Below are 18,635 nucleotides of genomic sequence, written 5' to 3'. Positions count from 1 at the left end.
CGCGATGCCCACCGAAGTCGCGTCAGCGCCGAGCACGAAGTCCACCGGCACGCACAAGGTGCTGGTGATCGACGACGATCCGATCATCGCCGAGAGCCTGGCCGAGTTTCTCGTGCGCGAGGGGTACGAGGCGGCGACGGCGTTCGACGCCGCCGAGGCGATGGAGGCGCTGGCCGAGGCCGAGCAGCACACCGACGGCCCGAGCCGCGTGCCGCACCCTTTCGACCTGGCGATCTGCGACGTGTCGATGCCCGGGATGGGCGGGATGGACCTGCTCGCCCACATCCAGAAGGAGCACGACGCGGCGGTCATCATGCTGACCGGCTACGGCACCATCGAGTCGGCCGTGGAAGCGCTGCGGCTGGGCGCTAGCGATTACCTTACCAAGCCGGTGGTCGATAGCGAGCTCCGTGTTTCGCTCGAACGCGCACTGGGTCAGCACAAGCTGCTGAGCGAGAACCGCCGGCTGAAGCAGCAGCTCGCCGGTCGCTACGGGCTCGAGGGCATCGTGGGACGCGACCATCGCGTGCAGCGCATCTTCGAGCTGATCGAGGCCGTTGCGCCGAGCCGGACGACCGTGCTCATGACCGGCGAGAGCGGCGTGGGCAAGAGCCTGATCGCGCGCGCCATCCACCAGAACAGCCCGAGGCGGAACGAGGCGTTCGTCGAGATCTCGTGTGGCTCGATTCCCGAGACGCTGCTGGAGAGCGAGCTCTTCGGCCACGTCAAGGGCGCCTTCACGGGTGCGCACGCGGACAAGGCCGGGCGATTCCTGGCGGCGGACGGCGGCACGCTCTTCCTCGACGAGATCAACAGCGCGAGCCCGGCCATGCAGCTCAAGCTGCTGCGGGTGCTGCAGGAGCGTCGGTTCGAGCCGGTGGGCAGCAACGAGACGATCGAGGTCGACACGCGCGTGGTGCTGGCGAGCAACCAGGACCTGGAGGCGCTGGTGGCCGAGGGCAAGTTCCGCCAAGACCTGTACTACCGCATCAACGTCGTGAAGATCGAGATCCCGCCGCTGCGGGACCGCGTGAACGACGTCCCGATGCTGGCCGAGCACTTCCTGAAGCAGCACGCCGAGGAGCTCGGCAAGGCACTGCTGGGCTTCAGCGACGAGGCGCTAGATGCCCTGCGTCGCTACGGCTATCCGGGCAACGTGCGGGAACTGCAGAACATCGTCGAGCGCGCCGCCGTGCTGACGCGGACGCCGACCATCGCGCTGCACGACCTGCCGCCGCAGGTCATCGAGAACGTGGCGGGGCCGCTGATGCCCGCGTCGATGCGGCCGGCCGAGCCCGAGGCCGAGGCGCCGTGGACGCCCATGCCGCTGGCCGACGCGATGCGCGAGCCGGAGAAGCGGATCATCCTTCGGGCGCTGAAGGCGAACGACTGGAACCGGCAGGCGACGGCCGACGACCTGGCGATCAACCGCACCACGCTCTATAAGAAGATGAAGTCGCTCGGACTCGACGGCCCGGAGCCCGCCTAGCCTCGCGCATGTCGGCGGTGTTCTCGCGTTGCGGTCGGTATCGCTACCGGCTCGATCGGATCGTCGATCCGGCGGCCAGCAAGACGGTCGCGTGGGTCATGCTGAATCCCAGTACGGCCGATGCGAACAGCGATGACCAGACCCTCCGACGCGTGCGAGGATTCAGTGCCTCGGCGTGCAAGGGCGTCGGCCGCATCGTGGTCGTCAACCTCTACGCGTTCCGTGCGACCAATCCCGCCGACCTGGTTGAATCTGGGGACTGCGAAGGCCCGACAACGCTCGCTACGTCGAGGCTGCGCTCGATGAGGCCGACCGCGTGATCGTGGGTTGGGGCGCATCGGTCGACCGCTGGCGACGTCGTCGGCCTTCATCGAGCTTGAGGCTGCTCGAAGGCCGACCGTTGTGGTGCCTGGGCACGGCTCGGACCGGTGACCCGCTCCATCCGTTGCGCGTCCCTTCGGCGAGATCGCTTCGACGATGGAAGGCTCCATGAGCGAGCGTTGGCTCGGTGTCATCGCGTGTTTACACTCGCACGTGCGCATCCTGACCTGGAACATCAATGGCATCCGCTCGGCCTGGAAGAAGGGCCTGGGTGATCGGCTCGACGAGATCGATGCCGACGTGGTGCTCTTGCAAGAGGTGCGTGCGCTTCGCGAGCAGGCGCCCGAGCCGCTGATCCACGCGGGCAAGTACCACGTCGTCTGGAACCCGGCGGCGCGCAAGGGGTATTCGGGGACGGCGCTGCTCAGCAAGAACGAGCCAAAGCGCGTCAAGTATGGATTGCACGATGGCCACAGCGACGGCGATGAAGAGGGCCGGCTGATCTCGGCAAGCGTGGGCGGGCTGGTGGTCGCCAGCGTGTACCTGCCCTCGGGCTCTTCTGGCGAGCATCGGCAGGCGATCAAGGAACGGTGGATGCCCGAGTTCAGCCAGTGGGTGGAGCCGCTGCGGCGCAAGCGGACGCCCGTGCTGCTGGGTGGCGACTTCAACGTGGCGCACACCGAGCGGGACATCTTCCACTGGCGGAGCAACCAGAAGACCAGCGGCTTCCTGCCGCACGAGCGCGAGTGGGTGGGGGGGCTCTTCGACGCGGGGTGGCACGACGTCATCCGCGAGAAGCATGGCGACGTGGACGGCCCGTATAGCTGGTGGAGCAACCGCGGGCAGGCCCGGGCGCTCGATCGGGGCTGGCGGATCGACTATCTGCTGGCGAACCGGGCGGCGAAAAAGGCCATGAAGGATTGCTGGATCGACCGCGAAGCTGCCGATGGCATCTCCGACCACGCGCCCGTCGTGGCCGACCTTGATCTGTAAGGAGTGCTGCGATGAAGGCCACGCTCGACGGTGAAGACCTGGCGATCGACCGACCCACGCTGGCCGCCGCCCTCGAGGCCGGAGCCGAGCGTGCGCGAAGCCGGGGCCGGATCGTCGTCGAGGTCTTGCAGGACGGAGAGCCGGTGACGGGCGATCGGCTCGGAGAGCCCAGCGAGGAACCAATGGAAGCCGGCGTACTCGAGATGATCTCGACTGACCCGGCCTCGCTGGTTCGCGTCACGCTGTTCGATGCGGCCGACGCGATGGACGGCGCGAAGGAGGAGCATGCGGCCTGCGCCGAGATGATCCACCGCGGCGAGATGAATCAGGCGATGCAGGCGCTCGCGCAGCTCCTCTCGACGTGGCAGGCCGTCCGGCAGGCGGTCGTGCAGGGCGGGGCGGCGGTCGGCATGCCGCTCTCGCAGTATGCGGCCGAGGGTGCGCTCGACGCGCGGTCCGAGGCGCTCGCGCGGCAACTCGATGATCTCAAGCGGGCCGTCGGCGACGAAGACCTCGTCACCGTGGCCGACCTGCTCGAGGAAGACCTGCGCGACGAGGCGGGCTTGTGGGCCGACACGCTGCGGAACATCGCCGAGGCGATGAAGCCCGAGCACGAGGTCTCGTGATCAGCGGCAGTAGTCGTCGTACCGACGCCCGTAGTACCGAGGCGCTTGGTACCGGGGCGCGTGGTACCGAGGGGTTTGGTATCGCGGGGCGTGGTGGCGGTAGTAGTGCCGCTGATGGTGGTAGTGGCCGCTCCCGCCCCAGCTCTTGAAGTAGGCCGGCGGGGGCGACTCGACGTACACCGAGCGGTCGACGTAGACCGGATCGCTGGAGTACACGACCGGGGAAGGCCCGCGCCGGTAGGCTGATCGGGCGTTCTGGTCGCCGATGATGGCGCCGCCGACGCCGCCGAGGATGGCGCCGATGGTGACGGCGTCGCTGCGGTCGCCGGTGACCGAGCCGATGCCCAGGCCGGCCAGGCTGCCGAGGGCTGCGCCAGAGAGTGCGCCCTGGGTTCCGTTCGAGCAGCCGCCCATGAGTGCCAGCGGCACGATCGCCGCGATGGCCGCCAGGCCCTTTCGCAAGTTCGTTGTGCGGATCATGTTGCCACCTCCATCGCCCGTATCCCGCGGCGGGCGTTACTAGTAAAGCCTTACTAGCTTTTTGGCGTGAGCGTTGCGTCTTGGGCGCAGTTTCTCGGGGAAATCCTGATGGAGACGGCCTGTGTGGGGCGGCCGGCCGCGATTCGCGTGGTACAATAACGCCAACCACGCCTCCCTAGCTCAATCGGTAGAGCAGCTGACTCTTAATCAGCGGGTTACAGGTTCGAGTCCTGTGGGGGGTACTTTCAGGCCGGCCGTTCTGGCCGTGCCCTGCCGTTCACGCGCGCCGTCTTGCCTGATGCGCATCGCGGCGGCGGATGGCCCCATCTATATACATTCCCTTATCGCGAACCCATTGTCCCGTGGCATCGCTTTCTCAGGGAGATGCCGGTCCCGGGATTGCCGACACTCCCGTGCAGCGCCGATGCCCTTGTGGGGACTCGGCGGCTCACCAGACGGGAGTGTTGTGGGATGAACAGGTTGCTTGCTTCGGGGATCGTGGCCCTTGGCGTGTCGTCGGCATCGGCGACGGCGCAGGACTTCGACATGGAGTTCGATCGCGGCGTGGATGGGTGGCGGACGGTCGTCGACGGCGTGATGGGCGGCCTGTCGACTGGACGCGTCTCTTCGCCGCAGACGGGCATCATGCGATTCAGTGGCGACCTGAGCCTGGAGAACAACGGCGGCTTCAGCCAGGCGCGGACGGCCGTGGACGGCGCCGACTTTCGCGGGGCCGAGGGCATCGAACTCGAGGTGCGCGGCGATGGTCGGACGTACAAGTTTGACGTTCGCCTGTCGAACGTGCGGATGATGGCCGGCGCGTACCAGCAGGACTTCCAGACGACCGAGGGAAAGTGGGAGACCATCCGCCTGCCGCTCGACGACTTCCGGCTCTACTCGTTCGGCCGACTGGTGCCGGGCGCTCCCGAGATCACGCCGACGAACATCGAGTCGATCGGCGTGTCGCTCTCGGACAAGAATCCCGGCCCGTTCCAGCTCGAGGTACGCTCGATCCGCGCCTACGGCGCCGACTTGCAGGCCTCTCGTACCGAGGGCGATCGGGACCTTGGTTCCGTTGCGACGCAGGCTGGCTTGACGACGTTGCTGCAGTTGGTCGAGGCCGCGGAGCTCACGCTGCCCGATGAACCGGTGACGATCTTCGCGCCGACGAACGACGCCTTTGCGGCGCTGCCACCCGAGCAGGTCGAGGCGTTGCTGAAGCCCGAGGCGCGCGACACGCTGCGGGCTATCTTGAGTTACCACGTGGCGGCGGGCACGCTGTCTTCGTCGGAGGTCTTGTCGCGGCGATCGATCGAGACGCTCAACGGCCAGAGCGTGGCCGTCGGCGCCGAGGGCGGCGCGACGGTGGGCGAGGCTGGGCTTGTCGCGACCGATGTGCCGTTCGATGGCGGCGTGGTGCACGTGGTCGACGGCGTGCTGATGCCCGAGCTCCGCTCGATCACGGCGCTAGCCTCGGAGACCGCCGACCTCAGCACGCTCGTGGCGGCCGTGAAGGCCGCGGGGCTGGCCGACCAGCTTGGCCCGGAGAACGGGCCTTGGACGGTCTTTGCGCCCGTGAACAGCGCGTTTGCAACGCTGCCAGACGGCGCGGTCGAGGCATTGTTGGAGCCGGAGAACCGCCAGCAGCTCGTTGGCGTCCTCGCGTTGCATGTCGTGCCGGGTCGGTTGGAGGCCCGTGACTTGCTGGGCGCTGGCAAGACGCAGACGCTGGCGGGTGAAGTCATCGGCTTTGGCATCGACCAGGGCACGCTGCAGGTCAACGGCTCGTCGATCATCGCGAGCGACATCCAGGCGGGCAACGGCGTCGTGCACCTGATCGATGCGGTGTTGCTGCCCTCGACGCGTGAGGTCGAGCGTACGTCGGCGCAGTCGTTCAACGCCCGTGCGGCCCGGCTGTACGAGTTGGCGATCGACCGCGGTGTGCCGCTGTTCAACGCGGGCCAGCACGCCGGGTGTGCCGCGATCTACGAGGTGACGATCGAGTCGATGCTGCTGCTCGGCCGCGACCAACTGGACCCGCGCGTCGCGGACCGCCTCGAGCAGAGCCTCGCCGAGGGCGAGCGTGAGCCGCAGGCGTTCGAGCGGGCATGGATCTACCGGCGAGCGATGGACGTGGCGTACCAGAGCTTCATGCGGGCCGAGACGCGGAACGCCTCCCGCTGAGCGTCATCGGGCAGGCTTGCGGTTCTTCTGCCCCCATCGCCACGCGTCGACGCTGTAGAGCACGAGCGCCGTCCAGATGAGGCCGAACGCGGCGAGCGTGACGGCGTCGAGCTCTTGTCCGTAGATGATGGCCAGCACGAACTGGCCTGTTGGTGCGAGGTATTGCAGCATGCCCAGCGTGGCGAGGCGCAGCCGGTGCGCCGCGGCGGCGAACGCGACGAGCGGCACGGTCACCATGACGCCGCCCAGCAGCATAAACGTGGTGCGCAGCGGCGGGCCCTCGGTGATTTGCTCGGTGCCGTTGGCGAAGAGCCAGGCGTAGATGCCGACGGCCGCGGGCAGCATGACGATCATCTCGACACACAATCCGGGCGCCGCCTTGGTGTGGGCGCGCTTGCGGACGAGGCCGTAGAACCCGAAGCTCAGCGCGAGCGTGACGGCGATCCACGGCAGGCCGCCGCGATCGATCGTGAGCACCACGACCGAGGCAAGCGCCAGGAGGATCGCGACGACCTGCGGCTTGCGGGGCCGCTCACCTAGAAGCACGACCCCCAGTGCGATCGAGACCAGCGGCGTGATGTAGTAGCCCAGGCTCGCGTCGATGAGCCGTTCGGTGGCGACGGAGTAGATGAACGCGAACCAGTTGATCGCGATGAGCACGGCGCTGAGCAGCAACGCTCGGAATCGAGAGGCTTCGGTCAGCGCGGCCTTGAGCTCGGAGAGCCTACGGGTGGCGGCGAGCAGCAGGAGCAAGACGGGGATGCCGAAGATCACGCGCTGGGCGACGAGCTCGATGGCCGACGTCGCCCACTCGTCGCGAGTGAGCGCGTTGATGTAGATTGGTACCACGCTGCCCCACCAGACGTAGGCAATGAGGCCGAAGCCGACGCCCGCGGCGGGGCTTGTGGCGGTTGTTGCTGGCGGAGCGGCGGGGGCCATGGCGGGCGAGCGTAGCGGTCCGGACCCGGGCGGCGGAGTTTCCCAAGCGCGGCAGCGTTGGCGTGGTTTCGTCAGTGGCTCGCCCTATGCTCCGGCTATGCCCTTGATCGTCACCGGAACCGTTGGAATCGACACCGTCTACACGCCCGATCACGGCCATCGGGAGAACGTACTGGGCGGGTCGTGTACGTACTTCGCGGCGGCCGCCTCGTTCTATTGCCAGCCCGTGCGGGTCGTCGCGGTCGTGGGCGAAGACTTCCCCGACGAGCTCCGCAAGACGATGGAGCGGTTCGCGGGTGTGGATCACGGTGGGCTCGAGGTCCGCAAGGGCTCCAAGACGTTCCGCTGGGGCGGCAAGTATCTGGACAACATGGACCAGCGCGAGACGCTGTACACCGACCTTGGCGTGGTGGCCGAGGAGCCGCCCATGGTCCCCGAGCAGTTCCGCGATAGCAAGTACGTGTTCCTCGCCAACACGCACCCGGCCGTGCAGCTTGGCTTGCTCGAGCAGCTGAGCGATCGCAAGCTTGCCGTCGCCGACACGATGGACTTGTGGATCGATACCGCCAAGCCCGAGCTCATGCAGCTCTGCGAAAAGATCGACGGGTTGGTCTTGAACTTCGAGGAAGCCGAGCAGCTGACTGGAAAGAGGAACACGGTGGCCGCGGCCCGGCACATCCTGGACATGGGCCCCAAGTTCGTGGTCGTCAAGAAGGGCGAGCACGGCTGCATCATCGTGCATCGGGACGGCATCGCGGCGCTCCCGGCCTACCCGACCGAAGAGGTCGTCGACCCCACCGGGGCGGGCGATAGCTTCGCCGGCGGCATGATGGGCTCTCTGGCGCGCGAGGGCGACGACGGCACCGACCCGACCTCGTTTGGCGCCATCCACCGCGCTGTGGCGCACGGCACCATCGTCGCAAGCTTCAACATCGAGTCGTTCAGCCTCGATCGTTTGGCGAGTTTGGAGCCGACCCAGCTTGACGAGCGGTACGAGCAGTTCGCCCGCATGGTCCGCTTCGGCTAGTCCGACCCTGCGCATGGCCAGCAATACCGACCAGCCCGACCCGGGGTATCTTGAGCCGTACCGCGAGGCGGTTCGTGCCCACGGCCCGGGTTTCGAAGCGCTGTTGTGGCGCAGCCAGGAGTATCAGGTCACGCGGTTCAAGGTGCTGGCAGAGGTCTGCCGGCCGAAGGGTGCCGTGCTGGCCGATCTGGGCGCAGGCCGGGGCGACTTGCTCCAGTTCCTGCGGGCGGCGAAGCAAGAGCCCGCCCGGTATGTCGGCGTCGAGGGAATTACGGAGCTCGTCGAATCGGTGCGCGAGCGATTTCCGGGTAGTCACTGGGAAACCGCCGACTTCGTGCGCGATGCCGGCTTGTTCGCGAGGCTGGTGCACGAGCGGGGCGTGAACCAGATCATCTTCAGTGGTTCGCTCAATACGCTCGACGAGCGCACGGCCCTTGCGGTGCTCGACCGCGCGTGGGATGCGCTGCACGGGCGTGCGGGCTCGGTGCTGGCGTTCAACTTCCTGAGCTCGGCGGGTCGGAAGCGGCGCGAGTCGACCGGGCCGGCCAACCGGTTCAACAGCGGCCACGTCTTCAAGTGGGCGCAGCGGGCCAGCGGGCGGATGTTGTTCCGCCAGGACTACCTCGGCCCGCACGACGCGACCGTCGCGCTCTACGCGTGAGCGGCGTTACTCGCCGAGGTCGGGCCAGAGGTCTTCCAGGTCGCTCGAGATCGGGCGGCGGATGCCGTTCTCGTTGAGGACGTCCTCGATGGAACGCAGCAGGTCGGTGCGCTTGTAGACGAGGCGATCGGCGCCGCGGTCGTAGAACTCGAACGTGATGAACTCTTCGGACGAGCCGGCCAGTTCCTTGAGCGTGGTGATGCAATGCTCCAGGCTGGTGATGGTGGTGTCGTTGATGCTCTTGAGCGTCGAGAAGGGCGGCACTTCGTAGGCGAGGTTGACCCGATGGTTGAGCATGCCGCCGGCGAGGATGACGTACTGCTGCACCTCGGCCTCTTCGTCCTTGCCGGTGAAGGCACGCTTGACGAGCGGGCTGCGGCGGGCGGCCATGCGATCGAGGTCGAGCCCGTAGACGTGGGCCTGGTAGACGGGCGTGAAGACGAGCGGGCCGAAGACCATGTAGCTGGGGTAGGTGTTGTCGAGCGCGTCGAAGAAGTCATCGTCGCCGCGCACGACGGGCGAGCGGACCTCGATCTCTTCGCCGTCGCGCAGCACGCCGAGCGTCACGGTGTCGTCGTCGTTCAGGCCGTGGTGCACGAAGTACTCGAAGTAGAGCCGAAGGTCGTCGGTGACGCTGACCAGGCCCTGGCTGTCGACGCTGCGGCCGGCGATGCTCGTGACGACGTCCCACGATTGCAGCGGGTTGCCCTCGACGGCGCCGGCCACGACCATGCCCTCGAGCTGTGGCGTCAGGCCCAGCTTGGCGCGGACGCCGGGGTTGCGCGTGTTGTCGAAGGTTTCGCGCAGGAAGGGCCGGCCGTCGACCTCGCCGTCTTCGATGTCGCTCAGGAACAAGCGGATCTCTTCGTTGGGGATGATGTAGCCGATGTTGTCGGCCTGCGAGATGCCGCTGAAGGTCAGCCCGATGACCTCGCCGTCGACGGTGACGGGTCCGCCCGAGTTGCCGGGGTTGAGCGCGGCGTCGACCTGGATGCGCAGGCCGAGCGTGCCGGCCTGATAGCCGACGAACTCGATGCGCGAGACGATGCCCTCGGTGATCGAGAGTTCTTCGCCGCCCATCGGATAGCCCAGCGCGTTGGCCTTGTCGCCAATGTCGGGCAGGGCGTCGCTGAGCTCGGCCATGGGCACACCGTCGATGGCGTCCTGGTCCTCGAGTTCGAGCAAGGCCAGGTCGATGCCGGTGTTGCGCGCGACGACGCGGGCCGCCAGGCGCTGGCTCGTGAGGTAGGGCTGCACGAAGATCTGCTGGCCGTACTCGACGACGTGGGCGTTGGTCAGGATGCGTCCGCCGTCGATGACGAGCCCCGAGCCCGTGGAGTCGCTGGGCTGCTGGCGGGTCCAGGGACGGGTGAGATCGGGTCCGCGGCTGGTCGTGAAGATCTTGACCGTCGACTGGCGGATGTCCGCCGGTGCGGCCTGCACGTCGGCCTGGTCGGTCGTCAGCGAAGTCGCCTGCGCCATGGTGCCGTTGCACACGCCGAGGGCGGCGGCGAGGCACGCGGAGGCTTGAAGGGTCCGGATAAGTCCAGCGGTACGGTTCTTCACGTCGATCTCCTGGGCCTGGGGTCCGGCTGCGAGCGGTAGCTCGGCCAAGACAGGCTAGAGCGTTGCGGCTCGCTCCGGGCGGACGGTGCCGCCACACGCTAACATCGGCTCCCATGGCCACCATCATCGTTCTTCAGGACGGACAGCACCTCGGCCCGGGCCGCCTGGGGGTCACCCTGCGCGACCACGGGTTCAAGATCGACTACCGCCGTATCGACCGCGACGGCGAGGCGGCCGTGCCCGGCGACATGGACAACGCACAGGGCCTGGTCGTGCTGGGCAGCCCGGCGTCGCCGCTGGGCGACGAGCCCTGGATCGCCCGCACGCTCGACCTGATCCGCCAGGCCCACGAGGCGCAGATGCCCGTCATCGGCTTGTGCATGGGGCACCAGCTCATCGCTCGGGCGCTGGGCGGCGAGGTCGAAAAGCTGCCGCAGATGGCCCTCGGCTTCGAGCCCGTCGAGCTGACGGTGCCCGGGCAGACCGAGACGATGCTCGCGGGCATGCCTTGGAAGCTGCCCATGTTCCAGAGCCACGAGCACCACGTCTCGAAGGCCCCGCCCGGGGCGACCGTGCTGGCCAAGAGCGCTACGACGCCGGTGGAGTGCTTCAAGGCCGGCATTCGCACGTACGGCTTCCAGTACCACTTCGAGTTCGATCGTCCCGGTATCACGCGGCACGTGGCGGTGCTCAAGCGCGTGATTGGCGAGGTGCCGCGCACCCTCGAGGAGATCGAGGCCCAGCTCGACGAGCACTACGCGATGTTCGCTCGCGCGTCCGATCGCTTGTGCGTCAACATCGCCTCCTTCGCGGTGCCGTTCGACCGTCTGCTGGCGGTGTAGGGGTGTCGGGTGCTCCGGAGACATCCCGCGCGACACGCCTGAGGCTCGCGGCGCCGGCCGACTTCGATCTGCCGCGCGATGCGTGCTCGTATGGCTATTTCCTGCTCGACCCGTACGAGTGGGTTCCGGCGGCGTCGACCTACTCGGCTGCGTACATGCTCGAAAGCGGGCCGGCGCGGTTCGTCATCCGCCAGCAGCGGGTGGGCATGCCCCTAACGGCGACGGCGGATCGATCGCTGACGCGGGGCGAGTGCACGCAGGCCCGCGCGATGATCACGCGGATGCTGCGGCTCGACGAATCGGCCGAGGACGTCGCGGCCTTCCATGCCATCGATGACCGCTGGCGTTTTAGCGGCCGGGGCCGGCTCATGCGCTCGGGCTCGCTGTTCGAGGACGTCATCAAGACCGTCACGAGCTGCAACGTGCGGTGGACGGGCACGATCGACATGAACGCCGCCCTGTGCGCACGCGTAGGCAAGGCGTCGCCCAGCGGCGTGCACGCGTTCCCGACGCCCGAGCAACTCGCACGCAAGTCGCCCGCGTGGCTCCGGTCGCGCTGCGGCGTGGGGTATCGAGACAAGCGCATCGTCGATCTGGCGCGCCTGTTCGCCAAGGGTGAGATCCCCCAGGCCTGGCTTGAAGATCCGAACACGCCCGACGACGAGGTCCGCCGCTTCCTGCTCGACCTGCCGGGCATCGGGCCGTATGCGGCGCACAACGTCATGCAGCTCATGGGTCGCTATGGCTTCCTACCGCTGGACACCGAGAGCGTGCGGCACGGGCGCAACGTGCTGGGCTTCGAGGGCGACGACCGCCGTGTGCTGGCGCTCGTGACCGAGCACTACGAGCGCTTCGGCATCGGCCAGGGCGGCCATGCGTTCCGCAGCTACTGGCTCGACCTGTGGATGAGCTACGAGGCCTTCAAGGGTCCGGCGAGCACGTGGGACAAGCGCACGACGGGGCGTAGCTTCACGGCTGCGCAGCTCGCGGCGGGAGACTTCGGCCCCAGGAAGCGCCGCCAGCGTTCGAGCAACGGTTAAGCGCAGCCGTCGTCGAACGCGTTGGAATACGCCAGGAAGTCGAAGAGGTCGAGCACGCCGTCGCGATCGAAGTCGCCGGCGGGGTCGCCCGCGGTCCACGCGGTCTGGAAGGCCAGGAAGTCGAAGAGGGTCAGCACGCCGTCGCCGTCGAGGTCGGCCGGGCACGGCGTGCACGCGAGCCTGGCGTCGAGGGCGGCGTCCTGCAGATCGTCGATGCGATCGCTGAGCGACGAGAGGCCGTCCTCGATCATGAACACGCCGCCGAGCAGCGGGTCGCCGGCCTGGTCGAGTTCGACCCAGGGCGTGTACGCGAAGGCGCCGGGGCTGTCGACGCGGCGCGTGCCGTCGGTGCGCGTCAGCACCCAGGCGCCCAGGCCATAGTTCTGGGTGGTTCGCGAGGCGGGCGTGCAACGGATGGGCAGGCCCGCCGTGAGGTCGGTAAACATCGCGTCGATCGAGGACTGTCCGATGACCCGAGCGCCGCGATACACGCCGCCGTCAATGAGCATGCGGATGACGCGCGAGTAGTCCTCGAGGCTGCTCTCGGCTCCGCCGGCGATGAGGGGGTTGGTGGTCTCGTAGAGCCCGTCGTAGTTGGTATCGGTGAGACCCAACGGCATGGCGACGCGCTCGGCGAAGAGCGTGTCCCAGTCGGTACCGCTCACGACCTCGCACACGCGGCCGGCTACGTGCATGCCCACCTGCCCGTAGCAGAAGTCGGTGCCGGGCGTGGCCTCGAGCGGCGTAAACAGCGCGATGCGCGTGACGGCCTGTTCGAGCGTGATCGCGGGATCGAAGGCGAACACGCTGTTGCTGGGCAAGCCCGAAGTGTGGCTGAACATCTGGCGGACGGTCATCGTTCCCTTGGTGCCGAAGAACTCGGGCAGGTAGGTCGAGACCGGTGCGTCCAGGTCGAGGCCGTCCTGCTCGACGCAGGTCATGACGACGATGGCGGAAAGCAACTTGGTGGCGCTGGCGATGGGCACGACGGTGCCGCGGTCGTAGTCGCCGTAGAAGCGCTCGAAGCTCGGACCCGGAAGCAGTGGATCCTCGAAGCGCATGCTGGCGCCCGAGACCAGCGGGAAATCATCGACGATGGCGGCTGCGAGGGCGTCGGCCGGGGCGTAGTCGCACTGGGCCCAGCAGGCGGGTGCGATCACGGCTGCGGAGAGCGTGTAGAGCGTCTTGTTCATCGTGAGAATCCCCAAGTATCAACGGCTGCCGGCTAAAATGATACACGAGGAACGATCGCGATCGATGGGCATTGCCCGTCGCCTGCGAGCGCTGGGCCCGAAAACTGGAGTCACGCATGCACGACGCAACGAACACGGAGATCGACGCCACCATCATCAGCGGCCTGAACCGGCTGGTGGCCGATGCGGCGGTGTTCCGCTACAAGATCCAGAACTTCCACTGGAACGTCCGCGGGCGGCAGTTCTTCGAGTTGCACGAGCAGTTCGAGAAGATCTACACCGCGTGGACGGGCTACCTCGACGAGCTGGCCGAACGCATCCGTGCGAAGGAATCGACGCCGCTCCCCACGCTCGCACGATGCCTCGAGCACACCCGCATCGCCGAGGAAGAGGGCACGCCCGACGACAAGCGGATGGTCGAGCACACGGTGGCCGACTTGCTGGCCATCCACAAGGAGGTGCGCGAGGTCATCGACGACGCCGAGAGCGCCGGCGACCGCACGACGGTCAACCTGCTCGACGGCATCGGCGATGACATCGAGAAGACCGTGTGGATGCTGCGGGCCTGGCACCACGGTGCGTGATGCCCCGGTCCGCGTCGGTCGGGGTGACTAGCGGGGGTCGTTGACCCAGCCGTACTCATACTCGCTGCTGAGGGTCATGGCCCTCCAGCGTCCGCCACGGGCGCTCAGGTAGAAGTGGGCGGCAGTCAGGTCGCTGACCTCCAGGCCCTCGGGCGAATCGTCGGCGGGCGGGGCGGTGCTCTCGGCGTGTCCGTCGAGGAAGGCCATCAGGCTCTTGCCAGTGCCGCCGCCGTCGTGCCGGCGGTCGAGCTGGTCGAACCCCTTGAAGGTGAGCATCTCGTCGCGGGCGTGGTAGAACGCGGGGTTCTCTTCGACGAAGATGGGCACGCCCGGCAGGTTGACGAGTGCGGTCTCGTCCTCGAGCCAGACGCCGCCGCTCCAGCCGCGCTCCGTTGGGTCGCGGTGGTAGGCAAACTGCGTGTGCAGCCCGAGACGGGCGCCCTCGACCTGGTGCACGAAGGCAAAGTCGCTGTCGACTTCGGCGTGGTCGTAGAGCCCGGGCGGCGGGGTCGGGACGTGGCCGCTGGAGTCGCGGTAGGGGAGTCGACGGCCGTTGACGGCGCACTCCAAGATCTCGTCGTCGGTGAGGTATCCGCCGTCGAGGAGCACGCCCGGCTGCGCGGTGTCGCCCTCGATGGTCTTGAGCCAGTTCTGGGCCGTCCAGACGCGGTCCCGGTGGTCGGTCGCGTAGAGGTTGGCGACGGTGCTGAGCTGGCCGAGCCGCTGCAGCGTGACCGTGCTCTGGGCCGTCTGGCGGGCGCTGGCGATGGCCGGCACCGTGATGGCGGCGATGACGGCGATGATGCCGATGACCACCAGTAACTCGATGAGCGTGAACCCGGACCGGGCCGGGCGTGGGCAATGGGGCATCGGCGCCTCCGCGTTGGCGAGGCGACCGCCCGGCCCCTGCGCCGAGCGAATCGCGTCTAGCCCAGACTTCGACCGGTTCCGAGGGCGACTTCACGCCGCTTGATGTCCTGAGCCAGATCATCACACAAGCTCCGCCCGGGCAGGCCCGGCGGCCCGTACGATCGGTGCGATGTACGGCCAAGCCGAACAGACGACCGACACGCCCAGCCCCCTCGGGCTCACCAGCCGGCAGTGGGTGGAGGCGGTGGGTCCGCGGGTCAAGGGGCGGGGGTTATGGGCCCTTCGCGCGTACAAGGCGTTCTTGCGTGAGGGCCGGACCGACGACCCGGTGTTCCAGCAGATCGGCACGCCGCACGTGGGTCCGGTCGTGCGGCGCGAGCGAGAGGACACGCCCGAGGGCGTCATCACCAAGTTCGTTCAGCAGCTCGACGTCGAGCGGCAGGGCGTGAAGCTCGAGGCCGAATCGGTCGTGATCCCGATGATCGGTCGCAAGGGCCGGCTGGCGCACTCGCTGTGCGTGAGCAGCCAGGTGGGCTGCGCGATGGGCTGCGGCTTCTGCGAGACGGCGCAGATGGGGCTGATGGCCTCACTGACGCCCGCGCAGATCGTGGGGCAGTGGCACGCGGCGCGGCACCAGCTCGGGGCGCAGCCGAGCAACCTCGTGTTCATGGGCATGGGCGAGCCCTTGGACAACACCGACGCGGTGTTGCAGGCGATCAACGTGCTCACCGATCAGGCGGGCGCCGGGCTGGCGATGAGCAAGGTGACCGTGTCGACGGTGGGGCGGCTCGACGGACTCAAGCGATTACGCGAGGCCGTACGGCAGCCGGGCTGGCACCGGCTTGGCGTCTCGATCAGCCTGAACGCGCCCAACGACGCCATCCGCAACCAGATCATGCCCATCAACCGGGCGATGCCGATGGGCCAGCTCCGCGAAGCATTGCTGGACTTTCCGAACGGCACGGGCAAGCCGTACCTCATCGCGTACGTCCTCATCCCGGGATTGAACGATGCGATGGAGCACGCCGACGAGTTGGCCGAGTGGGTGAAGCCGCTGCGGTGCATGGTAAACGTGATTCCGTACAACCCGCGTCGCGACAGCCCGTGGCCCGCGCCGCAGGAGGAAGACGTTGAAGAGTTCGTGCATCGCCTGAGTTCGCACGGCGTGTTCGTCAAGCGTCGCCGAACGAAGGGCCGCAGCACGATGGCCGCGTGCGGCCAGCTCGGCAATCCGGCTATCCGCCGGCGGAAGGTCGTCGGTCCGCTGACGCCGATCACCATCGGCGGCGGAAGCTGACGGCGGTGCGGGGCGTCGAGCACTGGACCAAGCCCAAGCGGCGCGTGCGTTGGCGCTGGGTTCTGGCGATCTATCTGCTGGTGCTGCTCGCCTCGCACGTCGTGTATGCGATCGACCCGACGCTGCTGATGGCGACGCCGGCGCCCCGGCCGACGGATCGTGTAACGCTGCCCGAGATGACCGCCGACGGCCCGCGTGAGGGCCATGAGGCCGAGGTTGCGTACGTCGCGCACCGGAGCGGCGTGCCCGCAGCGCCGCTCCTGCTGATGATCCACGGCTCGCCGGGTGATGCGACGAACTTCCAGGCGTTGGGTCCGGCGTTCGCGGCTCGGGGAATCGATGCGATCGCGGTCGACCTGCCAGGGTTCGGCGGATCGGAGCCGTGGGTAGAGGACTACTCGGCCCGTGCGATGGCGCATGTCTGCATGGCGTTGTTGGCCGAGTTGCACGAGACGGACGCGTCTCCCGATCGGGTGCACGTGCTGGGCTGGAGCAACGGCGGCGCCGTCGTGCTGAACATGCGCGACATGCAGGACGAGTACGGCGTCGAACTCGCGTCGCTGACGATGATGATGGCGACCGGGGCCCAGCGCACCGAAGGCTCGGGCGACTATTTGTTCGAGAAGGCCAAGTACGCCCTCGGCTACGTGGGTGTGTTCGCGTCGGTCGAGCTGGTACCGCACTTCGGGCTGCTCGGGCCGCGGAGCTTCTGGTACTCTTTCATCCGTAACTTCATGCACACCGACCAGCGGCCGCTGGCCGACGCGCTTCGAACGCTCGACGAGCCGCTCCTGATCATCCAGGCGCAGCAGGACTTCCTCGTCGCGCCGTGGGCTGCGGAGATGCACCACGAGCTTGCGCGCCGATCGATGCTCGTCCGTCTCGATGGCGGCCACATGATGCCGTTCACCGATCCCGAGCCGCTGGCGGCGCACATCGCGGCGTTCGTCGATCGGCACGAGGATCCGGCGATCGAGCCCGTCCGTTCGACCGTCGACCTGGCCGTCAAGCACGAGCACGGCGTGGAGACGCGCTCACTCGACGCGGCGGCGACGTGGCTGCGTTCGCGGCACTGGACGCTCGAGGCGTTCGTCGTCATGCTGCTGGCGCTGGTGTGGTGGCGAATGGGGCTGGTCGTGACGGCGGCGCTCGTGGCGGGCATGTATGTCGATTACGGCGTTGCGAGCGTCGGGCTGGCGGTTGGCGTGCTCGTCCGAGGGCCCGGCGTGTGGCGCCGCGTGGCGTGCCTCGTTGTGGGCATGGTGGCGCTCTTGCCCGCGTGGCTGTTGGTGCGATTCGGGGGGTGGTGGGCGGTCGAGCAATATGGCGTCGTAGCGCTCGTTGCCGTACTCATGATCGTGGCGCCGCTGACGTGGGTGCTGCCGCGCGTATGGACGCGGATGGGCCGCCAGCGCATCCGGGCCCAGGTGTGGCGATGGATCAGCCACGAGTTCTGGCCGAGCTGGATCAGCTACGTGTTGCTTGCGCCCACGTTTGTTACGCAGACGCTTCGGGCAAGGCATCCGGTCGTGTTTACGGCGACGAATCCGGGCATCGCCGGCGCGGGGGGCTTCGTAGGCGAGCGCAAGAGCACGATCGCGGCTGGCCTGGAGGCCGCCGGCGCGCCGCTGCTGCCCACGGTGCTCGTGCGCATGCACAGCGACCCGGAGCGGCGCGTGAAGCGGGTGGAGCGGTTGCTGCGGGCCAGGCCAGAGTTGGGCGGGTTTCCGGTCGTGCTCAAGCCCGACCGGGGCGAGCGCGGCCGGGCGGTGCGCGTATGCCACGACATCGACGACGTTCGCGATCAGGTCACCCGCGTCGCCGCCGACCTGGTGCTGCAGAAGTTCGACCCCGCGCCGCACGAGGTCGGGCTGTTCTGGGTGCGGCTGCACAGGCCCGGCGAGGCCGACGAGCGTGGGCGTGAGGGCGAGATCTTTGCAGTCACACGGAAGATCTTCCCGGTTATCGTGGGCGACGGCACGCGCACGCTGCGGCAGCTCGTGCTGTCCGACGATCGCTTCCGCGTGCAGGAGCCGGTGTTCGTCGCGCGATTCGGGCGATCGATCGATCGCGTGCCGCCCGAGGGCGAGCGCGTGAAGATGGGCATGGCCGGCAACCACGTGCAGGGGTGCCGGTTCGAGGATGGCGCTGACCTCATCACCGACGAGTTGACCGATGCGATCGATGGCATCTGCCGCCGCTTCCCAAACGTCGACGGCTCGCCGGGCGGGCTGGACATCGGCCGCTTCGACATCCGCTATCGCGACGAGGGCAAGTTGAAGGCTGGCCGAGGATTCAGCGTGATCGAGCTCAACGGTTCGTCGGCCGAGGCAACCAACGTGTATGACCCCACGCGGACCTGGTGGTGGGCCATCGAGGTGATGAGCCAGCAGTGGGCCCATGCGTATCGGCTGGGGACGATGCGGCGTGCGATGGGCCGCGAGCCGGTCGGGCCGCTTGAGCTCATCCGGATGGTCTGGCGCGCCCGACGCAACCGGCCCGAGAGCGGGCTTGCGGACTAGA

17 protein-coding genes and 1 tRNA gene are annotated in these 18,635 nt (G+C 68.0%); 13 read left to right on the top strand and 5 right to left on the bottom strand.

Features of this window, described 5'->3' with window-relative positions; all coding sequences use genetic code 11:
* Nucleotides 1-4: 4 nt before the first annotated feature.
* The 4 genes from RIA68_10985 to RIA68_10970 all read left to right on the top strand — a co-directional run bounded on the left by RIA68_10985 (nucleotide 5) and on the right by RIA68_10970 (nucleotide 3,429).
* Nucleotides 5-1,489: a sigma-54 dependent transcriptional regulator gene (locus RIA68_10985; GenBank protein ID MEQ8317968.1), complete on the top strand. Its 1,485-nt coding sequence runs from the start codon at nucleotides 5-7 to the stop codon at nucleotides 1,487-1,489.
* 8 nt (nucleotides 1,490-1,497) lie between these two features.
* A complete protein-coding gene (locus tag RIA68_10980) occupies nucleotides 1,498-1,809 on the top strand; it encodes a DUF1643 domain-containing protein (GenBank protein MEQ8317967.1) in 312 nt (103 codons plus the stop codon).
* Between the two features lie 169 nt (nucleotides 1,810-1,978).
* Entirely contained in the window at nucleotides 1,979-2,803 is an 825-nt protein-coding gene (locus RIA68_10975) for an exodeoxyribonuclease III (protein MEQ8317966.1), read from the top strand.
* A gap of 11 nt (nucleotides 2,804-2,814) precedes the next feature.
* On the top strand, nucleotides 2,815-3,429 hold the full coding sequence (locus RIA68_10970) for a hypothetical protein (GenBank protein ID MEQ8317965.1): 615 nt from the start codon (nucleotides 2,815-2,817) through the stop codon (nucleotides 3,427-3,429).
* On the opposite strand, the gene RIA68_10965 is transcribed toward RIA68_10970, so the two are convergent.
* Nucleotides 3,430-3,909, bottom strand: a complete 480-nt coding sequence (locus RIA68_10965; GenBank protein ID MEQ8317964.1) for a glycine zipper domain-containing protein — start codon at nucleotides 3,907-3,909, stop codon at nucleotides 3,430-3,432.
* Nucleotides 3,910-4,078: 169 nt separating this feature from the next.
* Between RIA68_10965 and RIA68_10960 the strand changes: the two genes are divergently transcribed.
* Together RIA68_10960 and RIA68_10955 are read left to right on the top strand one after the other, a co-directional pair.
* Nucleotides 4,079-4,151 (top strand) — tRNA-Lys (locus tag RIA68_10960).
* Nucleotides 4,152-4,380: 229 nt separating this feature from the next.
* Nucleotides 4,381-6,093, top strand: a complete 1,713-nt coding sequence (locus RIA68_10955) for a CIA30 family protein (protein ID MEQ8317963.1) — start codon at nucleotides 4,381-4,383, stop codon at nucleotides 6,091-6,093.
* A gap of 3 nt (nucleotides 6,094-6,096) precedes the next feature.
* Here the strand turns inward: RIA68_10955 and rarD are convergent, their stop codons facing one another.
* Complete coding sequence (rarD, locus tag RIA68_10950) at nucleotides 6,097-7,032, bottom strand: EamA family transporter RarD (protein ID MEQ8317962.1); 936 nt, start codon at nucleotides 7,030-7,032, stop codon at nucleotides 6,097-6,099.
* A gap of 97 nt (nucleotides 7,033-7,129) precedes the next feature.
* On the opposite strand from rarD, the gene RIA68_10945 reads away from it, so the two are divergent.
* Nucleotides 7,130-8,059, top strand: coding sequence for a PfkB family carbohydrate kinase (locus RIA68_10945; GenBank protein ID MEQ8317961.1), 930 nt, complete (start codon nucleotides 7,130-7,132; stop codon nucleotides 8,057-8,059).
* A gap of 13 nt (nucleotides 8,060-8,072) precedes the next feature.
* On the top strand, nucleotides 8,073-8,720 hold the full coding sequence (locus RIA68_10940) for a hypothetical protein (protein MEQ8317960.1): 648 nt from the start codon (nucleotides 8,073-8,075) through the stop codon (nucleotides 8,718-8,720).
* A gap of 6 nt (nucleotides 8,721-8,726) precedes the next feature.
* On the opposite strand, the gene RIA68_10935 is transcribed toward RIA68_10940, so the two are convergent.
* Complete coding sequence (locus tag RIA68_10935; protein ID MEQ8317959.1) at nucleotides 8,727-10,286, bottom strand: trypsin-like peptidase domain-containing protein; 1,560 nt, start codon at nucleotides 10,284-10,286, stop codon at nucleotides 8,727-8,729.
* 113 nt (nucleotides 10,287-10,399) lie between these two features.
* Here RIA68_10935 and RIA68_10930 point away from each other — a divergent pair, with 113 nt between their 5' ends.
* Both RIA68_10930 and RIA68_10925 read left to right on the top strand, forming a co-directional pair.
* Nucleotides 10,400-11,128, top strand: a complete 729-nt coding sequence (locus RIA68_10930; GenBank protein ID MEQ8317958.1) for a type 1 glutamine amidotransferase — start codon at nucleotides 10,400-10,402, stop codon at nucleotides 11,126-11,128.
* A gap of 2 nt (nucleotides 11,129-11,130) precedes the next feature.
* Nucleotides 11,131-12,168, top strand: coding sequence for a hypothetical protein (locus tag RIA68_10925; protein ID MEQ8317957.1), 1,038 nt, complete (start codon nucleotides 11,131-11,133; stop codon nucleotides 12,166-12,168).
* Here the strand turns inward: RIA68_10925 and RIA68_10920 are convergent.
* Entirely contained in the window at nucleotides 12,165-13,361 is a 1,197-nt protein-coding gene (locus tag RIA68_10920; GenBank protein ID MEQ8317956.1) for a serine hydrolase domain-containing protein, read from the bottom strand. The genes RIA68_10925 and RIA68_10920 overlap by 4 nt on opposite strands.
* Before the next feature lie 116 nt (nucleotides 13,362-13,477).
* Here RIA68_10920 and RIA68_10915 point away from each other — a divergent pair, with 116 nt between their 5' ends.
* Nucleotides 13,478-13,945: a Dps family protein gene (locus RIA68_10915; protein MEQ8317955.1), complete on the top strand. Its 468-nt coding sequence runs from the start codon at nucleotides 13,478-13,480 to the stop codon at nucleotides 13,943-13,945.
* A gap of 27 nt (nucleotides 13,946-13,972) precedes the next feature.
* Here RIA68_10915 and RIA68_10910 read toward each other — a convergent pair whose 3' ends face one another.
* Nucleotides 13,973-14,815: a prepilin-type N-terminal cleavage/methylation domain-containing protein gene (locus tag RIA68_10910; GenBank protein MEQ8317954.1), complete on the bottom strand. Its 843-nt coding sequence runs from the start codon at nucleotides 14,813-14,815 to the stop codon at nucleotides 13,973-13,975.
* A 169-nt stretch (nucleotides 14,816-14,984) separates the two neighbouring features.
* On the opposite strand from RIA68_10910, the gene rlmN reads away from it, so the two are divergent.
* Nucleotides 14,985-16,112 (top strand): 23S rRNA (adenine(2503)-C(2))-methyltransferase RlmN, encoded by a 1,128-nt coding sequence (gene rlmN / locus RIA68_10905; GenBank protein MEQ8317953.1) that lies wholly within the window; start codon nucleotides 14,985-14,987, stop codon nucleotides 16,110-16,112.
* Between the two features lie 5 nt (nucleotides 16,113-16,117).
* Nucleotides 16,118-18,634 carry an alpha/beta fold hydrolase gene (locus RIA68_10900; GenBank protein ID MEQ8317952.1) on the top strand — a complete coding sequence of 839 codons (2,517 nt, stop codon included), beginning with the start codon at nucleotides 16,118-16,120 and terminating at the stop codon, nucleotides 18,632-18,634.
* The last annotated feature ends 1 nt before the right edge of the window (nucleotide 18,635 follow it).

The sequence above is a fragment of the Phycisphaerales bacterium genome (genome assembly GCA_040217175.1).
Classification (GTDB): Bacteria; Planctomycetota; Phycisphaerae; order Phycisphaerales; family UBA1924; genus JAHCJI01.
The sequence above is the reverse complement of the archived record's forward strand: the minus strand, read 5'-3'. Positions and strand labels throughout refer to the sequence as shown.